Consider the following 18041-nt stretch of genomic DNA (forward strand, 5'->3'; position numbering starts at 1 on the left):
ATAGATCGCCCCGCATCGCGCCACCGCCAGCCCGCATAAGGATTTCCGCATGTCAGCCACCAGCCCCGCCGAGCGCGACGAGCTGAATCGACTGTTGCAACGTACCGCCGACGAAGACCAACGCGCCTTCGAAGAACTGTACCGGCGCACCTCATCCCGGCTATTCGGGGTCTGCGTGCGCCTGATGGGCGACCGGGACGAGGCCGAAGAAATCCTCCAGGAGGCTTTCGTGACCGTATGGAAGCGTGCGCGGAGCTTCGATGCAAAGCTCTCCAGTGCCCTCACGTGGCTGGTCACCGTCGCCCGCAACAAGGCCATCGACCGCCTGCGCCAGCGTCCCGACCTGCGGCCGGTCGAAGTGGACTGGGAGACCCTTGTCGACGATGGACCCGGACCGGCGCATGGCGCCGAAAGCGACGAGGAATACCGCAACCTGCAGGCCTGCCTGGCCGAACTGGAGACTCAACAGCGCCGCTCGATCCGTGAAGCCTTTTTCGGCGGCGCTACGTATAACGAGTTGGCGGAACGTGCAAAGGTGCCCCTTGGCACCATGAAAAGCTGGATCCGTCGCGGTCTCCTGCAGCTCAGGGCGTGTCTTAATCCATGAACAGCACTTTCGAATCGGACAAGGACAACCTGCGCTACGCCGAGTACGTGCTCGGCCTGCTGGACGCAGACGCGCGCGCTGCCGTGGCGAGGGAAGTCGAGACGAGCCCCGAAGCAGCGGCTGCCGTGGCGTTGTGGCAGCGGCACTTCACGCCGCTCGCGATGGAAGTTACCGACGTCGCGCCGCCCGCCCACGTCTGGGCCGGCATCCGTCGTCGCCTCGCCCTTGATGGGGTGGCGCCGCCGCGAGTCAGCGCGTGGGACAGTCTGGGCTTGTGGCGATGGATCGGTGTCGGCGCCACGGCTGTTGCCGCCTGCCTGCTCGTGGTGACCATGACCCGGCCGGTAGCGCCCACCGCCGCGACACATCCCTCGGTGCTCATGGTCTCCACCATTGCGGGCGATAACGGTGTCGCCGGCTGGACTGCCACCATGGACATCGACCGCTCCGAATTACTGGTCGTCCCGGCCAGCCCCGCCGCTGTGGCAAGCGACCGCAACACCGAGCTGTGGCTGATTCCCGCCGGCGGTGCGCCGATCTCGGTCGGCGTTTTCCCGCCGGGCGATCCGAAGCGCTTCCACCTGGACAAGTCCCTCCTGGATCGCCTGGGGCCGACGGCGGCGCTCGCTGTTTCGCTGGAGCCGGTTGGCGGCTCGCCTACGGGTCAGCCCACGGGGCCGGTTATCGCCAAGGGCGCGATTCGGGCGGCTTGATGCAGCGCCATCGCCGCTGAAGCGGCTCCCACAAAGAGCCGGCGGTGCCCTCTGTAAAGAGCCGGCGGTGTCCTCTAGAAAGAGCCGGCGGTGTCCTCTGTGGGAGCCGCTTCAGCGGCGATGGGTGCTTGCAATAACTTCCAGTGACTCCATAATGAGCAAGCACTCACTTATTTTCGAAGTCTCATGGCCCGCCTCAAAAGCGAAGAAAAGCGCAACGCCATCCTCACCGCTACCGCCCAGGCCGTGGCGGAGCGTGGCATGGGCGCGCCGACCTCGCTGATCGCGAAGCTCGCCGGGGTTGCCGAGGGTTCGATCTTCACCTACTTCGCCGACAAGGATCTTCTGCTCAACGAGCTGTACCTGAGCGCGAAGAACAGCCTGCGCGAAACGATGTACGAGGGTTATCCGTCACGGGCGCCCATCCAGGAGCGCTTCGAGCACGTGTGGAATCGCTACCTCGACTGGGGCATGCAGCGACCCGCCCTGCGCACTGCCATGGCCCAGCTGATGGTCTCCGAGCGCATCACCGCGACGACGCGAGCCGAGGGCGAGCGCATGTTCGGGGACATCGCGGGCTTGTTCGACGAGGGAATCGCCAGTGGCGCACTTCGTCCGGGCCAGCCCATCGGCTTCATGACCGGAGTCATCACGGCCGTGGCCGAAACGAGCATGCAGTTCATGGCGCACAACACCACGGACGCCGACGATTATCGGCGTGCCGGCTTCGAAGCTATCTGGCGCGCTATCGGGTCGGGCTGAAAGGCACTTTTTCTGCTCAATTAACCGAGTGTGTACTCACTCACTTTTACGAGGTATCTCCATGGCACAGGTCTGGCTCATTTCCGGTAGCGGCGCGGGTCTCGGTCGCGATATCGCCGAAGCGGCGCTCTCCGCCGGTCACCGTGTCGTTGCCACGGCGCGACGCGTCGAGGTACTCGACGATCTAAAGGCCCGGTTTCCCGACACGCTCAGGGTCACCGCACTCGATGTAACCGACGAAGCCGCCTGCGTCGCCGCCGTGACCTTCACGCTCGACGCGTTCGGCCAGCTCGATGTGCTCGTCAACAACGCGGGTTACGGCCAGCTCGTCCCGTTCGAGCAGATGTCGTCCGCCGACTATCGCGCGCAGATCGAAACCAATCTCTTCGGCGTGGTGAATCTCACCCGCGCCGCTATAAGCCATATGCGTGAGCGTCGCAGCGGTCACGTCATCAACGTCTCCTCCGTCGGTGGCCGCATCGGCACCCCGGGCATGTCGGCCTACCAGGCGGCGAAGTGGGCCGTCGGTGGTCTTTCCGAAGTGCTCGCCGCCGAACTCGGCGCACTGGGCGTGCATGTCACGGCGATCGAACCCGGCGGCATGCGTACCGACTGGGCACGCCGCGCGGGCGCCGACCTTCCGCCCTTCCTTCCCGACTACGAAGCCAGCGTCGGCGCGCTGCGCAACATGCTTGCCGGTTATGCCGGCAACGAGGCGGGCGACCCGGCTCGCGTCGCCGAGGTGGTGCTCCGGCTCGCTGCGCATGCCAAGCCGCCGGTGCGCCTGTTGCTGGGTAGCGACGCCGCCCATTACGCCGGTGAGGCCGAGCAGGCACGTCGTGAAACCGATCAGCGCTGGATCGAGGTCAGCCGTTCGACCGACGTCGACGCCACCGCTGCCATTCCCGCCTTCCCGGCCTACTGAGGACACGCACATGAGGATCCTTCTCTTCGGTGCGACCGGGATGGTGGGCCAGGGTGTACTCCGCGAATGCCTGCTGGCACCCGACGTGGACGAAGTGGTCGCGATCGGGCGCACGGCCAGCGGAGCCACCCACCCGAAGCTGAAGGACATCGTCCACACGGACCTGTTCGACTACGGCGTCATCGAGGACCAGCTCGTTGGCTTCGACGCCTGCTTCTTCTGCATCGGCGTGACCTCGTTCCGGATGAACGAGGCGACCTACACGCGCCTCACCTACGACATGACGCTCGCGGCGGCTTCCACACTTGCCCGGCTGAACCCGACGATGTCGTTCGTATATGTTTCGGGAGCCGGAGCCGATAGCAGCGAATCCGGCAAAGTCATGTGGGCGCGCGTGCGGGGGCGCACCGAAAACGCCCTGGCGCGGCTGCCCTTCAAGCGAAGTCACGCGATCCGGCCGGGAGCCATCCAGCCCAGGAACGGCGCGACATCGCGCACCCGTGCTTACCGGATTCTCTACCCACTGATGGCCCCGATCCTGCCGATCTTTCGCAAGCTCATGCCGCACACGGTCGCCACCACGGAGACGATCGGCCGTGCTCTGCTGGGACTGGTCCGACACGGCTATGCAAAAACGGTACTGGAAACCCGGGATATCGAGGAGGTAGCGCGCCTGCCCGCCTGACCTTCACATTTGGCGTTGCGCGAACCGTAAAATCCGGCGCAATGAGCCTCAACTTCCTGCCACGACCGCCGATATGATCAATGCGTTGCAGGTCGGGGGAGGCACGCCATGAAAGCACTCATCGCCGCAGCGGCCATCGTCGCGGCCCACGCGGCCGCGCTGGCGGTCATGCCTGACAGCGGCATGGCGATCTCGTACACGTTCTTCTTCTGCGTCGCCGTGCTCGCCATGGGCAGCGTGTGGCGGGCGTGGCGGCGCTCAGGTACGCCACCCGACCACCGTTGGTGGCTGCTCCTGGCAAGCCTCGGGCTGTGGTCGATCGGCATGTCGTTGTCGGCCCGGCAGAACTACGTACTGGACAACTCCAATCCCGCGCCCGGCGACAGCATGTTCTTCTACATCCTGTACGTGCTGCCGGTCCTGGTTGCCGTGTCTTCGGCGCCCGTGGCGGCGCGGAAGAAATGGGCCATGGCGATCGACCTCGTGCTGGCCGGGCTGCTCGGCGTGCTCTTTTACCTGAGAACGTTCTCCATCGTGACGGTCGAGGGCGCGATTGGTCCGCAACAGGCCGTCGACGTCGCCTATATGCTCGACTTCGAAAACGTCTGTCTGGCCGTCGCTGCCTTGCTGCGTTTCGTCGCCACCGACCGCGCCGACGACCATGCCTTCTTCCGCGCGGTGATGGCTTTCTTCGTCGTCTATGCGATCTCGGGCTTCTTGTACAACCACTACGTCGCACTGAACGGCCACCCGGATTTCGGGACGTCCTCGTGGGATGCCCTGCTCGACCTGCCCTTCCTCGCGCTGTTCATCGTCACGACCACGCGGCAGCCGCAGCGCCATTGGCACCCCCCGGTCTACCTGATCCGTTTCGTGCAGAGCGCGAGCCCGACCTTCCTCGCCATGAGCGTGCTCGGCTTCGGCCTCATGGTCATCCCGGTGTATCCGTCGCTGGGCATCGGCGGCGCGATCGCCGCCGTGATCGGCATCGGCTTGCGCGGCACCCTGGCCCAGGTCGACCTGGTCGAGGAGGAGTATCGCCTCTCCCGAAGTCGCGACGAACTCCAGGGTCTCGTCTTCACCGACAGCCTGACAGGGCTGGCGAACCGTCGCGCGCTGGACGAGCGGCTGCTGCGCGAATGGCACCGGCCCGCACAGCGCGAGCCGATGGCGTTGCTGATGATCGACGTGGACTTCTTCAAGGAATACAACGACCGTTACGGGCATCTCGCCGGCGACGACTGCCTGCGAGCACTCGCTTCGGTATTGTCCGGTCGCGGACTGCGCGCCGGTGACTTCATCGCCCGCTTCGGTGGCGAGGAATTCGCCGTGATCGCCCCCGGAACGCGACTGCCCGACGCCGTGGCGCTGGCCGAAGACCTGCGCTCCCAGGTCGAAGCGCAAGGCATCGTGCATCCGCTGAGCCCGTTCGGCGTACTGACCATCACGATCGGCGTGGCGACCCTCCTGGCGAACGCGAATGGCGGTCCCCTGGACCTCCTCAACGCCGCCGACCGCGCGCTTTATCGCGCCAAGAACGCCGGCCGTAACCGCATCGGTGCCCAGGGCGACGCGCGGCTGGAACGCGTTTAACCCCTTTTCGTTCGCGCCACGTTTCATCTGCATGTCCCCCACGAGGCCACGCACGATGAATACGCTACGCATCACCCTACCCCTCCTGTTCACCGGCCTGGTGGTCGCAGCAGGAAGCGCCGCATCCGGCCAGTCGTCCCGCCAGCGTGTTGCGCCGGAACCAACGGTGGTCAACGACGCCCCCTGCGAGCAAGCCGTGCGCGGTTATGGCCCGGGACGTCCCCTGCCCATACCGATGTCCGTCCGGCGCATGGCGCCGGTCACTGAAGCGGATGCGATGAGCCCGGTCGCCGCGTCACCAGCGATGGCCAAGGCCCAGCGCTCGGCAGCACCCGTGCCGATGGGTAGCATGGTCGTCTCGATGCTTGCGCCGTCGCAGCCGGCGGACCGTGACAACTACAAGCACCGCGAAGCCAACGCCGTGCACCTGGCCGCCAACGATCCCGTGTCGACCTTCAGCATCGACGTGGACACCGGTTCGTACACGAATGTCCGCCACATGCTCAATGAAGGACGCCTGCCGCCGGCCGACGCTGTGCGCACGGAAGAATTCATCAACTACTTCGACTATGGCTACGCCCCGCCGGCCGATCGCTCGCGCCCCTTCAGCGTGACGACCGAGTTCGCGCCCGCGCCGTGGAACGCCAACCGCCAGCTGTTGATGGTCGGAATCCAGGGTTACAAGGTGCCCGCCAGTGAGATTCCCGCGGCAAATCTCGTCTTCCTCGTGGATGTCTCCGGCTCGATGGATGAGCCGGACAAGCTGCCGCTGCTCAAGGCATCACTGAAGCAGATCGTGCCGAAGCTGCGCGCGCAGGATCGTGTCTCGCTGGTGACCTATGCCGGTGCGACCTGCGTCGCGCTGCCGTCCACCCCGGGCGACCAGCACGCGACGATCACCGCGGCCATCGACGCCCTCGGCGCGGGCGGGTCGACCAACGGTGCTGCGGGTATCGATCTGGCCTATGCACAGGCCGCGAAGGGTTACATCAAGGGCGGCGTCAATCGCGTCATCCTCGCGACCGATGGTGACTTCAACGTCGGTACGACCGGCGTGCAGGCGCTGAAGGATCGCATCGCCGAGAAGCGCAAGGGCGGCGTGGCACTGACGACGCTCGGCTTTGGCGAGGGTAACTACAACGATGAGATGGCGGTGGAACTGGCCGACGTGGGTAATGGCAGCCACCACTACATCGACAGCCTCGACGAAGGCCGCCGCGTTCTCGTCGATGAGATGTCGGCCACGCTGATGACGATCGCGAAGGACGTGAAGATCCAGGTCGAGTTCAATCCGGGCGTGGTTGCCGAATACCGGCTGATCGGTTACGAAAAGCGCGTGCTTGCCCGCGAGGACTTCAATAACGATGCCGTCGATGCGGGCGAGATCGGGGCCGGTGCGAATGTCACGGCCCTTTACGAAATCACGCTCAAAGGTGCCAAGGGCGCTCGCCTCGATCCCCTGCGATACGGCAACGACGCTGCTGCCAAAGCGACAGGCAACGAACTCGCCTTCCTGCGCCTGCGTTACAAGGCGCCCGACGGTGGCGCGAGCAAGCTGATCGAAGAGCCGCTGTCCGCACAGGTTGCAGCGGCGCCCAGCGAACGCCTGCGCTTCGCCGCGTCGGTGGCAGCCTTCGCGGAGAACCTGCGCGGCGGCAAGTACGTCGACGGCTTCGGGTACGACAAGGTCGCGACGTTGGCACGCGGTTCGGTGGGCAAGGACGAGGGTGGTTACCGCGCCGGTATGGCAAGGCTGGCGGCGCTGGCCGGTGGCATGCAGACCGAGCAGCCGGTGGCGGGGGCGTTTGTTCGCTGAGGTGAGCACCCATTCGCCGATGTCGCTGCCCATCGCCCAAACCCGCCCGAATGCCGTACCCTCCCCGGCCATGGACGCACCCCTGGCCGACGATGGCGCACTGATGCTCGCGTGGGCGGACGGGGAGGCGGCCGCCTTCACCGAGCTCTACGCACGGCACAAGGGTCCGCTTTATCGCTTCCTGCTGAAGATGGTGAAGGACCGCGCAGCGGCCGACGAACTCTTCCAGGAGACCTGGAGCCGTGTCATCGCTGCTCGCGAGCGGTATCGTGTCGAAGCCAAATTCAGCACGTGGCTCCTGCAGATCGCGCACAACCTGGCCATCGACAGCTTCCGCAAGCAACGTCCGCAGGCCGGCGCAGAAGAAACCGAAGCCGTGTTCGCCGCGCAGGCCGCACCGGAACGAGAGCAGCCCGAGCATGCCCTGTCGGACTTCGAACTGCGCCGACGCATGCAACGCGCCATCGAGAGCCTTCCCGACGAACAACGCACGGCCTTCGTGCTGCGCATGGAAAACGAACTTTCCCTGGAGGACATCGCCGCCGTTACCGGCGTAGGACGCGAAACCGCGAAATCGCGGCTTCGCTACGCCATGGCCCGTATCCGCGAACTTGTTGCCGAATGACATGACCCCGATCACGCCCCCGCCCAGCGACGACGACCTGCCCGACGAGCGCGAACTCGCCGCGTTGTATGCGCGCCTGCCGAAGGTCGAGCCCGATGCGTCCCTGGATGCAGCGGTGCTGGCCGAGGCAACGCGCGCGTTGCCGGTGCGCCGACGCCCCCGCTGGCCCGTCGCCTTCGCATCCGCCGCCGTACTGGTGCTCGCGGTGGGTGTCGCCTGGCAGGTGCGCGAGTTGCCGCCAGAGCAGCCGACCTATGCGTCGGCGCCGCCCGCCGCGCCAGCACCTGCACCTGCTGCTGCCCCGGTCGTGCTGGCCAAGCCCGGATCGGGTGTGGCGCCTGCGACGGATGCCGTCGCCAGGAGCATCGCCGATGAATCGGCTCCCACACCATCGGCGAATGTGGGAGCCGATTCATCGGCGATGCCCGCGAAGCGGGCTCAAGAACACCGAATCGCCGCCGTCCCGGCCGCAGCACCGGCTCCGGCACCCCCACCGGCCCTAGCACCCGAACAACGCCGCTACGCGACGCCAGCCGCCGCACCCTCAGGCATGCTCCTCCAGAAGCTGGCCCCCAGCGCCCTCGGCCCGGACGACCGGGTCGGCGAAATCCGTCGCCTTCTCGGTCGGGGCGATCGCGCGCAGGCACTGCGCGAGTTGAAGGACCTGCGCCAGCGTTACCCGCACTACGACCTGCCCCAAGACCTGCGTGACCTGAACCCTTGAGCGCGCCGCTCGAAACCCTGGCATCGCCATGGCGGCACGAGGAAGACATTCGCAAGAGTCGCTTCCTCGCCCAGGCCGTGCCCGTCGGAAGCCCCGCGGAGGCACTCGCCTTCTTCGAGGCTGCGGGCGATCCGGCGGCCACGCACAACTGCTGGGCTTACCGCATCGGCGATGCCTACCGCTTCAACGACGATGGCGAACCCGGTGGCACCGCGGGCCGGCCGATGCTGCAGGCGATCGACGGCCAGGGCTGCGATCGCGTGGCTGTCGTGGTCACGCGCTGGTATGGCGGTATCAAGCTCGGCGCGGGCGGCCTTGCCCGAGCGTATGGCGGCACGGCGGCGGAATGCCTGCGCCTCGCTCCGCGCGTTGCGATCGTCGCCATGGGCCGGCTGTCGATCCGCTGCGACTTCGCCGAACTCGCGCTCGTCTCGGCGCGAATCCGCGACATGGACGCCACGATCGAACAGGAAAAATTTGTCGCCGACGGCGCGGAACTGACCGTTCTCGCCCCGCTCGACCGTCTTGACGCCATCGCGGCCAGGGTGGTCGACCTCAGTCGCGGACGCATCCAGCCAAGGCGGATCGATTGAATACTGCACCGGGTGGCCCCATCCGTTGGCGAATGACCACAGCAATGAGCCGCGCATGACCACCGAACGCAGGGAGAAGTCACGGAACATCGGTGCACTGCGCAATCTCTGGCCCTTCCTGAAGCCCCACAAGGGCCTGGCCATCGGCTGGGCATTCTTCCTGGCCATCTCGTCCGGCGCTTCGCTGCTGCTGCCGGTGGCCTTGCGCCACATCATCGACAAGGGCTTCCTGGCGTCGAACCTGGCCGCCATCAACGGCATCTTCCTTGCCCTCTTCGCGCTCGCGGTCGTCCTCGCCCTGGCCACCGCCGCCCGCTACTTCTGCATCGCGCTGCTGGGCGAACGCTCGCTTGCTTCGCTGCGTAGCTCGCTCTATCGCCATGTGATCAATCTCGACGTGGGCTTTTACGAAAGCACCCGTGTCGGCGAACTGACTTCCCGCCTGGGTACCGACACCGAACTGGTGCAGACGCTGGTCGGCTCGGGCATCTCGGTGGCACTGCGTAGCGCCGTCATGCTGATCGGCTCGGCCGCGGCCATGGCCTGGACCAGTCCTCGCCTTGCCGGGCTCACCGCCCTGGTCATTCCGGCCGTCATGCTGCCGATCCTGATCTTCGGCCGCCGCGTGCAGAAGCTGTCGCGCACCAGCCAGGACCGGCTCGCCGATGCCGCAGCTGTCGCCAACGAAACGCTCAACGCAGCGCAAGCCGTCAAGGCCTACGCTCGTGAGCCGGTCGAAAGCCGTCGCTATGCGAACGCCATCGCCCTCGCGCTGGCCACGGCGCGCCGTCGCATCGGCATGCGCTCGTTGCTGACCGCTGCCGTCATCGTGCTGATCTTCGGCGCCATCACCCTGGTGCTCTGGGCCGGCGCGCGCGATGTCATCGCCGGCGATCTCCAGCCCGGCGTGCTGACCCAGTTCGTGTTCTATGCCTTCTTCGCCACCGGCTCGGTCGCTGGCCTGTCGGAAGTATGGGGCGACGTGCTGCAGGCTGCGGGCGCCATGGAGCGCATCGGCGAACTATTCGCCGAGAAAGCCGCCATTGCGACGCCGGACGCGCCCGAACCGCTGCCGCAGCCAGTCGCCGGCGCCCTGCGCTTCGACCACGTGGAATTCCGCTATCCCTCGCGACCGGATGTCGCCGCGTTGGCCGACTTCGATCTTGAGGTGGCCCCCGGTGAAACCGTGGCGCTGGTCGGCCCTTCCGGTGCGGGCAAGAGCACGGTGTTCAGCCTTCTGCTGCGCTTCCACGATCCGGTGGCGGGCTCGATCCGCTTCGACGGCGTCGAACTCCGCGCGCTGGCCTTGCCAGAGCTACGCGGCGCGATCGCCCTGGTCCCCCAGGAAACCGTGATCTTCGGCGGCAGCGCGGCCGATAACATCCGCTTCGGTCGTGAAACCGCCAGCGATGAGGAAGTCCGCCAGGCCGCGCACCTGGCCGAGGCCGACGGCTTCATCGGTGCGCTTCCCGAAGGCTACCAGGCCATGCTCGGCGAACGCGGCGTGCGTCTGTCCGGCGGTCAGAAGCAGCGCATCGCGATCGCCCGCGCCATCCTGCGCGATGCGCCGCTGTTGCTGCTCGACGAAGCCACGTCGGCACTCGACGCGCAATCGGAAGCGGCGATCCAGCACGCTCTGGAGCGCCTCGAGAAGGGCCGCACCACACTGGTCATCGCCCATCGCCTGGCCACCGTGCAGCGCGCCGACCGCATCGTCGTGATGGACGGCGGCCGGATCGTCGCGCAGGGCACGCACGAGGCCCTGTTGCGTGAAGGCGGCCTCTACGCCGAACTCGCAAGGCTCCAGTTCGTCGCCTGACCCCGGAAATGTGGGAGCCGCTCCAGCGGCGAAATGTCCGCCCCTTGTGGGAGCCGCTTCAGCGGCGATAGCACCTCCCGTTTTCGCAACGTTGACAGGTCGCCACCTACCGTCCGTCCATGGACAGCGACCTGCTCCTCCCCCGCCCCGAAGGCCTTTACTGTCCCGCGGGTGATTTCTTCATCGACCCGATGCTCCCGGTACATCGTGCCGTGGTCACCCACGCCCACGGCGACCACGCGCGATCAGGCAGCGAGCTTTATCACGTCGCCAGCGCGGGCATCGGCCTGATGCGCGAGCGGCTCGGGGCGACGTCAACGATCCGCGACTACGCGTATGGCGAGTCGTTTACCCTGGGTGACACGCGCCTGTCGTTGCATCCGTCTGGACATGTCCTTGGCGCGGCGCAGGTACGCATCGAAGGTCGTGGTCTCGTTGCTGTCGTCTCCGGCGATTACAAGCGCGATCCCGATCCCACCTGCGTTCCGTTCGAGCCCGTTCCGTGCGACGTCTTCGTCACCGAGTCTACCTTCGGCCTGCCGATCTACCGCTGGCCACCGATGCACGAAGTCGTCGACGAGATGCTCGCGTGGCTGGACGAGTGTGCCGAACGCGCGGTGCCTGCCGTGTTGTTCTGTTACGCGCTCGGCAAGGCGCAGCGCATCCTTGCCGAACTTGCCACGCGCACCGACCGGACCGTGCACCTGCACGGCGCGATGATCCGGCTGGTCGAGGCCTATCGCGAGGCCGGCGTACGCATGCTCCCGACCCAGCCAGTCAGCGAATCGGCACGCGGCAAGGACTTCGCTGGTGAACTGATCATGGCGCCACCTTCAGCCGCCGGTTCGCCGTGGATGCGGCGTTTCGCCAAGGCGTCCACGGGATTCGCCTCGGGCTGGATGCAGGTGCGAGGCGCCCGCCGCCGTCGCGGTTACGATCGCGGCTTCATCGTTTCCGACCACGCCGACTGGCCTGGGCTGCTGCAGAGCGTACGCGACTGCGGCGCGAAGCGGATCTACGTGACCCACGGCGACGGCGAGGCCCTTATCCGCCACCTGCGCGACACCGGCCACGATGCACGGCCGCTACGCTCGCTGGGCGGCACCGTGGCCGACGCGCGTGACAGCGAGGAAGGCGACTGATGCGTCGCTTCGCTGCGTTGTTCGAAGTACTCGACCGCACCGCGTCGACCACCGCGAAGCGCGACGCGATGGCCGCGTATTTCCGGGACGCGCCGGCTGCCGACGCCGCGTGGGCCGTCTACGTACTTAGCGGTGGCAAACTGAAACGCACGGCCACATCGACCGAACTCCGCCTCGCGCTCGCCGCGGAAACCGGCTATGCGGACTGGTTGATCGACGACTGTTATTCGCACGTCGGCGACCTCGCCGAAACGATCGCCTTGATGCTGCCAGCTGCCGGGGACACGACGGACGACACGCCGTTGCACGTATGGATGGAAGCGCGTCTTCCGTCCCTGAGTAAACTCGAAGCCACCGAACGCATGGATGTCCTTCGCGAGTGGTGGCGCGCGCTGCCTCGTGACCAGCTCTTCCTGGTCAATAAATTACTGACGGGTTCACTGCGCGTAGGCGTTTCGCATCGTCTGGTCGTACAGGCCGTCGCGCACTGGTCGGCACTGCCGACCGATCTGATCGCCCACCGCCTGACCGGCAGCTGGAAGCCGGGCGCAGCCGCCTTCGAAGCCCTTGGTGGCCCCGAACGCGCCGACGAGCATGCGGGCGAACGGCCGTACCCTTTCTTCCTGGCGTCGCCGCTCGAACACGAGGTGACGACACTGGGCGACAGCAGCCAGTGGCTGGCCGAGTGGAAATGGGATGGCATTCGCGCGCAGCTCATGCGGCGTGACGGCGGTGCGCTGCTCTGGTCGCGAGGCGAAGAACGGCTCGATGGCCGCTTCCCCGAGCTCGAACGGGCCGCACTCGCGCTTCCGGACGGATGCGTACTCGACGGCGAGATTCTCGCCTGGGTGCCGGATGGCGACAGGCCGCTGCCGTTCACGGCGCTGCAGAAGCGTATCGGCAAGCTCAAGCCCGGGCCGAAGCTGCTCGCAGACACACCGGTCCGGCTGATGGTTTACGACCTGCTCGAACAGGACGGCAAGGATCTCCGCGAGCAACCGCTCAGCGCTCGTCGGTCGTCACTCGAAACGCTCATCGCCGGCCATGGTCCGACGCTCACGCTTTCGCCAGCGGTCAGCGCGGATCACTGGGACGCGCTCACGACGATACGTACCGAGTCGCGCGAACGACAGACCGAAGGACTGATGCTTAAACGCCTCGACTCGCCGTATCGCGTGGGACGCAAACGCGGCGACTGGTGGAAATGGAAAGTCGATCCGTACACCGTCGATGCGGTGCTGCTCTACGCGCAGCCCGGACACGGACGGCGCTCCGGACTGTTCACCGATTACACCTTCGGCGTGTGGGACGGTGATGCCCTGGTGCCGGTCGCCAAGGCCTACTCCGGCCTCGACGATGACGAGATCGGCCGCCTCGATCGCTGGATCCGCGCGCACACCATCGACCGCTTCGGGCCGGTCCGGTCCGTAGAACCCACGCACGTTTTCGAACTCGCTTTCGAGGCGATCCAGGCCTCGGGCCGTCATAAGGCCGGCGTGGCCGTGCGCTTCCCGCGCATCCTCCGCTGGCGAACCGACCTCGCGATACGCGATGCCGACAAACTCGACGACCTCCGCCGCCTGGCGACGGGCTGAGGCCCGCTTCATCGCCTGGTTCGCCGCGCAGGGTCGCAAGCCCGCGGCGTTCCAGCGCGCGGCATGGCGTGCCTGGGCCGACGGCAAGAACGGTCTTGTGCATGCACCCACCGGCACGGGCAAGACGCTCGCGGCTGCGGGCGGGCCACTGATCGATGCCGTGTTGCGTCCCCAGACGGGCCTGCAGCTGATCTGGATCACGCCGCTACGCTCGCTCGCCACGGACACGACCCAACACCTCACCGCAGCGGTCGAGGCGATGGGGCTGCCGTGGCGGGTTCTCCGGCGTACGGGAGACAGCGGCAGCGCCGAACGCGCACGACTGCGCCGGGGAGCGTGCGAATTACTGGTGACAACGCCAGAAAGCCTCGCGCTGTTGCTCAGCTACCCGGACTCCCGCGAACGTTTCGCCAACCTGCGTGGCATTGTCGTCGACGAATGGCACGAACTCATCGGCAACAAGCGCGGCACGCTTCTGCAGCTCGGGCTCGCACGGCTGCATCGCTGGCTGCCGTCGCTACGCACGTGGGGTCTCTCGGCCACGCTCGGCAATCTCGACGAAGCGCTGCATGCCCTGGCCGGCGATGGCGTGCTCATCGGTGGCAGTTCGCGCAAGAAGACGCATATCGACACGGCGCTGCCGGAAGGCGGCGAACGCTTTCCGTGGGCGGGACACCTGGGCCTGTCGCAGCTACCGCGCGTCCTTGATGCCGTGCTGTCGGCGAAGACCAGCCTCGTCTTTGCGAACACGCGATCGCAGGCCGAGCTATGGCATGAGGCGCTGGCCTCCGTGTGGCCCGGCCCACCGGAGACGCTCGCACTCCATCATGGATCGATCGATCCGAAGCTGCGTTTCGCGACCGAAGAGAACCTTCGTCTTGGCGCGCTGCGTTGCGTCGTTGCCACGTCGAGCCTCGACCTCGGCGTGGATTTCTCCAGCGTCGAGCAGGTGCTTCAGGTCGGCAGTCCCAAGAGCATCGCTCGCCTGCTGCAGCGCGCGGGCCGCAGCGGACATCAGCCCGGCATGCCCTCGCGCATCCTCTGCGTGCCCACCCACCTCCTGGAACTGGCCGAAATCGCCGCGGCCCGACGCGCCCTCGCGGAGGACCATCTCGAACCTCGCCACCCCATGCGCGGCTGTCTGGACGTGCTCGCCCAGCACCTGCTGACGATGGCCCTCGGCGGTGGCTTCACGGCCGACGACGCCTATGCGGAAATCACCTCGTCGCTGGCTTACGCGCAACTGCCGCGCGAGCGATTCGACGCCGTGCTTGCCTACCTGCGTACCGGCGGAACAGCCCTGGCGAGTTATCCGGAGTACCAGAAGCTGATCGAGACCGAAGGTCGCTTCCATGTCGACAGCAGCCGTATCGCGCGGATGCATCGCCTGTCGATCGGCACCATCACCTCCGACGGCAGCCTGCAGGTGCGCTACATGAAGGGCGCGCGGCTAGGTACAGTGGAGGAGAGCTTCCTCTCGCGACTCCGGCCGGGCGATCGTTTCCTGTTCGCCGGGCGCAACCTTGAACTTGTTCGCATCCGCGACATGACGGCTTATGTGCGTGCGGCGCCGAACCGCCGCGGCGGCGTGCCACGCTGGATGGGCGGCAAGCTTCCACTGTCCGGCGAGCTGTCCGACGAGTTACGCCGCACGCTGGCCGAAGGCGCGCCGCGCAGCGCGGAGATGCGTACGCTGGCGCCACTGCTCGCCATCCAGCGCCAACGATCTGCGGTGCCAGCCCTCGACGAAACCCTTTGCGAGCGGACTCGCACACGCGAGGGCGACTATCTATTCGTCTTCCCGTTTGCCGGGCGCCTGGCTCATGAAGGCCTTGCGGCTGTGCTCGCCTACCGTCTCGCCCGCATTCACCCCGGCGACTATGGCTATGCGGTGAACGATTACGGCTTGACGATCACCGCCGCGCGCATGCCGCCGCTGGATGCCGAATCGATGCGGCAGTTGCTTCACCCGGCGCGTCTGCGCACGGACATTCTCGCGAGCGTCAATCTCACCGAGCTGGCGAGGCGGCAGTTCCGGGAAATCGCGAGAGTGGCCGGGCTCGTGTTCAATGGATATCCCGCCGCCGGTAAGACCATGCGGCAGCTCCAGGCATCGAGCGGGCTGTTATTCGACGTACTGCGCCGCCATGATCCGACCCATCCCCTGCTCTGGCAGGCCGAGCGCGAGGTGCTGGACCAACAGCTGGATTACACGCGGCTGCGTGCCTGCCTGCTTCGCGTCGCGCGTTCGCAGTTGCTCTGGCGCGAACCAAAACGGCTCAGCCCACTAGCTTTTCCGCTTTGGGTCGAGCGCCTCCGCGGCGGCATCGCGACCGACGACTGGAAGAGTCGTGTCGAGCGCATGCGTGCAACGCTAGAAGCGGATGCGGACCCGTGATGACTTACGACATCAGCGTGGCCGGCGAGCATCTCACCTTGCACCCCGAACGCGCCGTGCACTGGGCGGCCCGACGAATGCTCCTCGTGTCCGACGTACACCTGGGCAAGGGCGCCGTCTTCAGACGCGCGGGGATCGCGGTGCCCAGTGGCGACACCGACGATGACCTCGCCCGACTCGATGCGTTGATCCGCGAGTTCAATCCGGAGCGTCTGATCGTGCTTGGCGATCTCGTGCACGGTGCTGCCACGGAACGCAGCGGATGGGTGGACCGTGTCCGCGCGTGGCGCCGCTCACACGCCGACGTCGACGTCCTGCTGATCGCCGGCAACCACGACCGTCACTTCGACGTTGCCTCACTGGGCATCGACGTCGTCCCCGATCGACTGGAAATTGCGCCATTCGTGCTGGCGCATCATCCGCATGCCCATGCGGGAGGCTACACGCTCGCCGGCCACGTGCACCCCGGCGTGGTCATACGCGACGGTTGGCGGCGGCATCGCCTGCCTGCGTTCGTGTTCGATCGCGATGTCGGCATGTTGCCGGCGTTTGGCACGCTGACCGGACTTTATGAGATCGCCGCTGCGCCTGGGCGCGAGATCGTCGCAGTGACGCCGGGGGGGCTGGTGCTGGCTGAAAAGCATCGCCGATGAATCGAAGAGCATCGCCGATGAATCGGCTCCCACAGTAGAGCGGTACGACTACGCCCTGCACTTGTGGGAGCCGATTCATCGGCGATGCTCTACCAGCCAGGCTAGCCTCAAACCCTCAAGGCTTCGGCCCCCGCGTAGAAGCACTCAACAACTCAATCGTCGAAACGTTCCGGACCCACCGCGCCGGCCGCTGGTCCCCCGGCACGACGAGCCGAAGCGGCCCGTCCTTCTCATCGAGCGGCTTCCCCTCATGCCGGTCGACGAGAACGACCTTCGCCGCGCCCAGGTCGGTATCGAGTTCGCCCAACCCGAAGACCACCTGGTAGCCGTCCGACGCCGTCACGCGCACGTAGTTCGCGAGAGCATCTCCGCGCAATGCCTTGCCCAGCGGCGCACCCTCGGCGCGCAATACCTCAACCAGCGCCACACCCTCCCAAGCACTCGGTGTATCGCCGTGCGCACCCGCCTGCACGGTGGTACGCGCCATACCTGCAAGCGATTTTTCATCAAGAACCAACGGCGCCCTGCCCGGCGCGAGATAGCGAACGGACTCCGCGGCGTTTGCAGACAGGGCTGTCGCACCAAACAAGCCAACAAGAACAAGACGACGTATGAAACGAAGCATCGGATTCCCCCTTTCAAAGGCCAAGGCGCCTGAAGCGCCGAAAGATCAGCTCAACGCCGCCACCAGCGCACGCACCGTCTCTTCGTCCGTGCGCGTTTCGCCACCGCCCATGCCGAGATCATCCGACGGCGTGCGACGCATCCCCGACGGCAACCGACGTTTTGCGGAAGCATGGAACTCACGCGCACGGGTTACGTTGCGCAACGCGGCAACATTGTCCGGCTCGATGCCCGCGCCGGGCATGACGACGATACGGCCGCCCGCCTGCGCAACCAGACGCGCAATGGATGACGCACCGGCCACCGCACTATGCATGCCGCCCGACGTCAGGACGCGCTCGAAACCGAGTTCGATCACCGTCTCCAGCGCGGCACTACGGTCGGCCACCAGGTCGAACGCACGATGGAACGTCACGCCCATCGAACCGGCCGCCTCCAGGAACAGCTGGCAAGCCTCGGCGTCCACCTCGCCTTCCGCCGTAAGCGCGCCCACGACAACGCCGTCGCAACCCAGGTCGGCGCAGTGCGTAATGTCGTCGAGCATCGCTTCGATTTCGGCGTTCTCGTAAAGGAAATTTCCCGAGCGGGGACGGACAAGCACGTAGAGCGGGATATCGAGGCCTTCGCGGGCCAGCGCGATGGTGCCGTGCGAGGGAGTGACGCCGCCCTCTTCCAGGCTCGCGCATAGTTCAACCCGTCCCGCGCCGCCGGCCTGTGCAGCGAACGCGGAGGCGATCGAGTTTGCGGCAACTTCGAGCAACGCCATG

The 18041-nt window shown here is 66.5% G+C and carries 17 protein-coding genes; 15 read left to right on the forward strand and 2 right to left on the reverse strand.

Features of this window, described 5'->3' with window-relative positions; genetic code table 11:
- The first annotated feature begins 49 nt into the window (after window positions 1–49).
- From ACVWWJ_RS14555 to pdeM, 15 genes are all read left to right on the forward strand, one after another.
- The gene (locus ACVWWJ_RS14555) at window positions 50–607 is read left to right on the forward strand and encodes a sigma-70 family RNA polymerase sigma factor (protein WP_159893376.1); all 558 of its coding nucleotides are present in this window, start codon (window positions 50–52) and stop codon (window positions 605–607) included.
- Window positions 604–1320 (forward strand): anti-sigma factor, encoded by a 717-nt coding sequence (locus tag ACVWWJ_RS14560; RefSeq protein ID WP_456968440.1) that lies wholly within the window; start codon window positions 604–606, stop codon window positions 1318–1320. Before ACVWWJ_RS14555 ends, ACVWWJ_RS14560 begins: the two co-directional genes overlap by 4 nt.
- 186 nt (window positions 1321–1506) lie before the next feature.
- On the forward strand, window positions 1507–2082 hold the full coding sequence (locus ACVWWJ_RS14565) for a TetR/AcrR family transcriptional regulator (RefSeq protein ID WP_456968441.1): 576 nt from the start codon (window positions 1507–1509) through the stop codon (window positions 2080–2082).
- Window positions 2083–2143: 61 nt separating this feature from the next.
- On the forward strand, window positions 2144–3007 hold the full coding sequence (locus tag ACVWWJ_RS14570) for an SDR family NAD(P)-dependent oxidoreductase (RefSeq protein WP_159893373.1): 864 nt from the start codon (window positions 2144–2146) through the stop codon (window positions 3005–3007).
- 10 nt (window positions 3008–3017) lie between these two features.
- Window positions 3018–3692 carry a Rossmann-fold NAD(P)-binding domain-containing protein gene (locus tag ACVWWJ_RS14575; RefSeq protein WP_159893372.1) on the forward strand — a complete coding sequence of 225 codons (675 nt, stop codon included), beginning with the start codon at window positions 3018–3020 and terminating at the stop codon, window positions 3690–3692.
- Between the two features lie 108 nt (window positions 3693–3800).
- A complete protein-coding gene (locus ACVWWJ_RS14580; RefSeq protein ID WP_456968442.1) occupies window positions 3801–5285 on the forward strand; it encodes a diguanylate cyclase in 1485 nt (494 codons plus the stop codon).
- Between the two features lie 55 nt (window positions 5286–5340).
- Entirely contained in the window at window positions 5341–7101 is a 1761-nt protein-coding gene (locus ACVWWJ_RS14585) for a vWA domain-containing protein (protein WP_456968443.1), read from the forward strand.
- A 70-nt stretch (window positions 7102–7171) separates the two neighbouring features.
- The gene (locus ACVWWJ_RS14590; RefSeq protein WP_456969718.1) at window positions 7172–7726 is read left to right on the forward strand and encodes an RNA polymerase sigma factor; all 555 of its coding nucleotides are present in this window, start codon (window positions 7172–7174) and stop codon (window positions 7724–7726) included.
- Window position 7727: 1 nt separating this feature from the next.
- Complete coding sequence (locus ACVWWJ_RS14595; protein WP_456968444.1) at window positions 7728–8450, forward strand: hypothetical protein; 723 nt, start codon at window positions 7728–7730, stop codon at window positions 8448–8450.
- The gene (locus ACVWWJ_RS14600) at window positions 8447–9043 is read left to right on the forward strand and encodes an IMPACT family protein (protein WP_456968445.1); all 597 of its coding nucleotides are present in this window, start codon (window positions 8447–8449) and stop codon (window positions 9041–9043) included. Before ACVWWJ_RS14595 ends, ACVWWJ_RS14600 begins: the two co-directional genes overlap by 4 nt.
- 55 nt (window positions 9044–9098) lie before the next feature.
- A complete protein-coding gene (locus tag ACVWWJ_RS14605) occupies window positions 9099–10862 on the forward strand; it encodes an ABC transporter transmembrane domain-containing protein (protein ID WP_456968446.1) in 1764 nt (587 codons plus the stop codon).
- A 119-nt stretch (window positions 10863–10981) separates the two neighbouring features.
- The gene (locus tag ACVWWJ_RS14610) at window positions 10982–12004 is read left to right on the forward strand and encodes a ligase-associated DNA damage response exonuclease (RefSeq protein WP_159896146.1); all 1023 of its coding nucleotides are present in this window, start codon (window positions 10982–10984) and stop codon (window positions 12002–12004) included.
- Complete coding sequence (locus ACVWWJ_RS14615; RefSeq protein WP_456968447.1) at window positions 12004–13599, forward strand: ATP-dependent DNA ligase; 1596 nt, start codon at window positions 12004–12006, stop codon at window positions 13597–13599. The genes ACVWWJ_RS14610 and ACVWWJ_RS14615 overlap by 1 nt, the downstream gene beginning before the upstream one ends.
- A complete protein-coding gene (locus ACVWWJ_RS14620) occupies window positions 13556–15997 on the forward strand; it encodes a ligase-associated DNA damage response DEXH box helicase (RefSeq protein WP_456968448.1) in 2442 nt (813 codons plus the stop codon). Before ACVWWJ_RS14615 ends, ACVWWJ_RS14620 begins: the two co-directional genes overlap by 44 nt.
- Entirely contained in the window at window positions 15997–16650 is a 654-nt protein-coding gene (pdeM, locus tag ACVWWJ_RS14625; protein ID WP_159896152.1) for a ligase-associated DNA damage response endonuclease PdeM, read from the forward strand. Before ACVWWJ_RS14620 ends, pdeM begins: the two co-directional genes overlap by 1 nt.
- A gap of 115 nt (window positions 16651–16765) precedes the next feature.
- On the opposite strand, the gene ACVWWJ_RS14630 is transcribed toward pdeM, so the two are convergent.
- Both ACVWWJ_RS14630 and ACVWWJ_RS14635 read right to left on the reverse strand, forming a co-directional pair.
- Window positions 16766–17275 carry a molybdopterin-dependent oxidoreductase gene (locus tag ACVWWJ_RS14630; RefSeq protein ID WP_456968450.1) on the reverse strand — a complete coding sequence of 170 codons (510 nt, stop codon included), beginning with the start codon at window positions 17273–17275 and terminating at the stop codon, window positions 16766–16768.
- Window positions 17276–17320: 45 nt separating this feature from the next.
- Complete coding sequence (locus tag ACVWWJ_RS14635) at window positions 17321–18040, reverse strand: copper homeostasis protein CutC (RefSeq protein ID WP_456968451.1); 720 nt, start codon at window positions 18038–18040, stop codon at window positions 17321–17323.
- Between the last annotated feature and the right edge of the window lies 1 nt (window position 18041).

The organism is Luteibacter sp. HA06, from assembly GCF_054061215.1.

Coding starts and splice junctions, on each gene's coding strand:
- ACVWWJ_RS14555 (WP_159893376.1), top strand. CDS start 50: ATGTCAGCCACCAGCCCCGCCGAGCGCGACGAGCTGAATCGACTGTTG.
- ACVWWJ_RS14560 (WP_456968440.1), top strand. CDS start 604: ATGAACAGCACTTTCGAATCGGACAAGGACAACCTGCGCTACGCCGAG.
- ACVWWJ_RS14565 (WP_456968441.1), top strand. CDS start 1,507: ATGGCCCGCCTCAAAAGCGAAGAAAAGCGCAACGCCATCCTCACCGCT.
- ACVWWJ_RS14570 (WP_159893373.1), top strand. CDS start 2,144: ATGGCACAGGTCTGGCTCATTTCCGGTAGCGGCGCGGGTCTCGGTCGC.
- ACVWWJ_RS14575 (WP_159893372.1), top strand. CDS start 3,018: ATGAGGATCCTTCTCTTCGGTGCGACCGGGATGGTGGGCCAGGGTGTA.
- ACVWWJ_RS14580 (WP_456968442.1), top strand. CDS start 3,801: ATGAAAGCACTCATCGCCGCAGCGGCCATCGTCGCGGCCCACGCGGCC.
- ACVWWJ_RS14585 (WP_456968443.1), top strand. CDS start 5,341: ATGAATACGCTACGCATCACCCTACCCCTCCTGTTCACCGGCCTGGTG.
- ACVWWJ_RS14590 (WP_456969718.1), top strand. CDS start 7,172: ATGGACGCACCCCTGGCCGACGATGGCGCACTGATGCTCGCGTGGGCG.
- ACVWWJ_RS14595 (WP_456968444.1), top strand. CDS start 7,728: ATGACCCCGATCACGCCCCCGCCCAGCGACGACGACCTGCCCGACGAG.
- ACVWWJ_RS14605 (WP_456968446.1), top strand. CDS start 9,099: ATGACCACCGAACGCAGGGAGAAGTCACGGAACATCGGTGCACTGCGC.
- ACVWWJ_RS14610 (WP_159896146.1), top strand. CDS start 10,982: ATGGACAGCGACCTGCTCCTCCCCCGCCCCGAAGGCCTTTACTGTCCC.
- ACVWWJ_RS14615 (WP_456968447.1), top strand. CDS start 12,004: ATGCGTCGCTTCGCTGCGTTGTTCGAAGTACTCGACCGCACCGCGTCG.
- ACVWWJ_RS14620 (WP_456968448.1), top strand. CDS start 13,556: ATGCCGACAAACTCGACGACCTCCGCCGCCTGGCGACGGGCTGAGGCC.
- pdeM (WP_159896152.1), top strand. CDS start 15,997: ATGACTTACGACATCAGCGTGGCCGGCGAGCATCTCACCTTGCACCCC.
- ACVWWJ_RS14630 (WP_456968450.1), bottom strand. CDS start 17,275: ATGCTTCGTTTCATACGTCGTCTTGTTCTTGTTGGCTTGTTTGGTGCG.
- ACVWWJ_RS14635 (WP_456968451.1), bottom strand. CDS start 18,040: ATGGCGTTGCTCGAAGTTGCCGCAAACTCGATCGCCTCCGCGTTCGCT.